This is a genomic window from Rhodobacter sp. NSM, from assembly GCF_052244495.1.
In the GTDB taxonomy this organism is placed as follows: domain Bacteria; phylum Pseudomonadota; class Alphaproteobacteria; order Rhodobacterales; family Rhodobacteraceae; genus Cereibacter_A.
In genome coordinates, this window is record NZ_JBQPXH010000037.1 from 2,501 (window position 1) to 5,685 (window position 3,185).

At 55.8% G+C, this 3,185-nt stretch carries 1 tRNA gene and 2 rRNA genes; all 3 read left to right on the forward strand.

Annotated features, from left to right (window positions below):
- Positions 1 to 16 precede the first annotated feature (16 nt).
- The 3 genes from ACTVZP_RS22005 (at position 17) to ACTVZP_RS22015 (ending at position 3,184) form a co-directional block, all read left to right on the forward strand.
- Positions 17 to 2,846: ribosomal RNA gene (locus ACTVZP_RS22005) — 23S ribosomal RNA — on the forward strand.
- 101 nt (positions 2,847 to 2,947) lie between these two features.
- Positions 2,948 to 3,062 (forward strand): 5S ribosomal RNA (rrf, locus tag ACTVZP_RS22010).
- Between the two features lie 45 nt (positions 3,063 to 3,107).
- Positions 3,108 to 3,184, forward strand: a tRNA-Met gene (locus tag ACTVZP_RS22015).
- The last annotated feature ends 1 nt before the right edge of the window (position 3,185 follow it).

Genomic DNA, 3,185 nt, shown 5'->3' on the forward strand with positions numbered 1-3,185 from the left:
TGCTCTTTCCGGATCAGATCAAGCGCGAAAAGGGCGTTTGGTGGATGCCTAGGCAGCAAGAGGCGATGAAGGACGTGATACCCTGCGTTAAGCCATGGGGAGCCGGGAATGGGCTTTGATCCATGGATGTCCGAATGGGGAAACCCACCTGACATTCTGCTATTGTTATCCTTCGGATATGAATAGTGGGGTGAAACAGGTATCATTACCCTGAATACATAGGGGTTTTGAAGCGAACCCGGGGAACTGAAACATCTAAGTACCCGGAGGAAAGGAAATCAACAGAGACTCCGCTAGTAGTGGCGAGCGAACGCGGACCAGCCGATCTCCGAAGAGTGACTGGAATGGCCTGGAAAGGCCAGCCACAGCGGGTGACAGCCCCGTACAGGAAGCTCCAGGAGACATATCAAGTAGGGCGGGACACGTGAAATCCTGTCTGAAGATCGGGGGACCACCCCCGAAGGCTAAGTACTCCTTGCTGACCGATAGCGAACCAGTACCGTGAGGGAAAGGTGAAAAGCACCCCGACGAGGGGAGTGAAACAGTACCTGAAACCGGACGCCTACAAGCAGTCGGAGGGTCCATGAGACCTGACGGCGTACCTTTTGTATAATGGGTCAACGACTTGGTCTCACGAGCAAGCTTAAGCCGATAGGTGGAGGCGCAGCGAAAGCGAGTCTTAAAAGGGCGTCGAGTTCGTGGGATCAGACCCGAAACCAGGTGATCTAGCCATGAGCAGGATGAAGTCAGGGTAACACCTGATGGAGGTCCGAACCAACACCCGTTGAAAAGGGTCTGGATGACTTGTGGCTAGGGGTGAAAGGCCAATCAAACCTGGAGATAGCTGGTTCTCCGCGAAAGCTATTTAGGTAGCGCCTCGGACGAATACCTCGGGGGGTAGAGCACTGCATGGATGATGGGGGCCCACAGCCTTACTGAGTCTAAGCAAACTCCGAATACCCGAGAGTACTATCCGGGAGACACACGGCGGGTGCTAACGTCCGTCGTGAAGAGGGAAACAACCCTGACCTGCAGCTAAGGCCCCCAATTCGTGGCTAAGTGGGAAAGCATGTGGGACGGCCAAAACAACCAGGAGGTTGGCTTAGAAGCAGCCATCCTTTAAAGATAGCGTAACAGCTCACTGGTCTAGATAAGCTGTCCTGCGGCGAAGATGTAACGGGGCTCAAGCCACGAGCCGAAGCTCAGGATGCGTAGCAATACGCGTGGTAGCGGAGCGTTCCGTGATATAGCTTCATGTCTCTTATCCCTCCGGGGAGACAGAGACGCGAAGCTTTCTGTGAAGCCGGGCCGTGAGGCATCCGGTGGAGAGATCGGAAGCGAGAATGTTGACATGAGTAGCGACAAACAGGGTGAGAGACCCTGTCGCCGAAAGTCCAAGGGTTCCTGCTTAAAGCTAATCTGAGCAGGGTGAGCCGGCCCCTAAGGCGAGGCCGAAAGGCGTAGTCGATGGGAACCAGGTTAATATTCCTGGGCCAGGAGGATGTGACGGATCGCAGGTGTAGTTCGACCTTATCGGATTGGTCGGGCTGCTGAGCGGTCCCTGGAAATAGCCCTCCATCAGACCGTACCCTAAACCGACACAGGTGGACTGGTAGAGAATACCAAGGCGCTTGAGAGAACCACATCAAAGGAACTCGGCAAAATGCCTCCGTAAGTTCGCGAGAAGGAGGCCCCGTCTGTAGGCAACTATGGGCGGGGGGCACAAACCAGGGGGTGGCGACTGTTTACTTAAAACACAGGGCTGTGCGAAGCCGCAAGGCGACGTATACAGTCTGACGCCTGCCCGGTGCTGGAAGGTTAAAAGGAGGAGTGCAAGCTCCGAATTGAAGCCCCAGTAAACGGCGGCCGTAACTATAACGGTCCTAAGGTAGCGAAATTCCTTGTCGGGTAAGTTCCGACCTGCACGAATGGCGTAACGATCTCCCCGCTGTCTCTGATGTGGACTCAGCGAAATTGAACTGTGTGTCAAGATGCACACTTCCCGCGGTTAGACGGAAAGACCCCATGAACCTTTACTATAGCTTCGCACTGGCATCAGGATTGTGATGTGCAGGATAGGTGGTAGGCATCGAAGCGGGGACGCCAGTTCCCGTGGAGCCAACCTTGAGATACCACCCTTCGCCATCTTGATGTCTAACCGCGGCCCGTTATCCGGGTCCGGGACCCTGCGTGGTGGGTAGTTTGACTGGGGCGGTCGCCTCCCAAACAGTAACGGAGGCGCGCGATGGTGGGCTCAGACCGGTCGGAAATCGGTCGTCGAGTGCAATGGCAGAAGCCCGCCTGACTGCAAGACTGACAAGTCGAGCAGAGACGAAAGTCGGCCATAGTGATCCGGTGGTCCCGAGTGGAAGGGCCATCGCTCAACGGATAAAAGGTACTCTGGGGATAACAGGCTGATGATGCCCAAGAGTCCATATCGACGGCATCGTTTGGCACCTCGATGTCGGCTCATCTCATCCTGGGGCTGGAGCAGGTCCCAAGGGTATGGCTGTTCGCCATTTAAAGAGGTACGTGAGCTGGGTTTAGAACGTCGTGAGACAGTTCGGTCCCTATCTGCCGTGGGTGTAGGAGACTTGAGAAGAGTTGCCCCTAGTACGAGAGGACCGGGGTGAACGAACCACTGGTGGACCAGTTGTCGTGCCAACGGCAGTGCTGGGTAGCTATGTTCGGACAGGATAACCGCTGAAGGCATCTAAGCGGGAAGCCCCCTTCAAAACAAGGTCTCCCTTGAGGGCCGTGGAAGACCACCACGTCGATAGGCCAGAGGTGTAAGCGCGGCAACGCGTTCAGCTGACTGGTACTAATTGCCCGATTGGCTTGATCTGACCCGGTAACAGCAAGGCTCAAACAGCCTCCGCTCTACCCCAGATCAGAAGCAGCACGACCTGGAACAAGCATAAGCCTGATGTTGTCGTTTCTTCTCCGGTCTGGTGGCCATAGCACGAGCAAAACACCCGATCCCATCCCGAACTCGGCAGTTAAGTGCCGTCGCGCCAATGGTACTGCGTCTCAAGACGTGGGAGAGTAGGTCGCCGCCAGACCTGACAAGAAACGAAAATCCCTCAGAACGATCAAAAACACCCTGGCGCGGGGTGGAGCAGCCCGGTAGCTCGTCAGGCTCATAACCTGAAGGCCGCAGGTTCAAATCCTGCCCCCGCAACCAA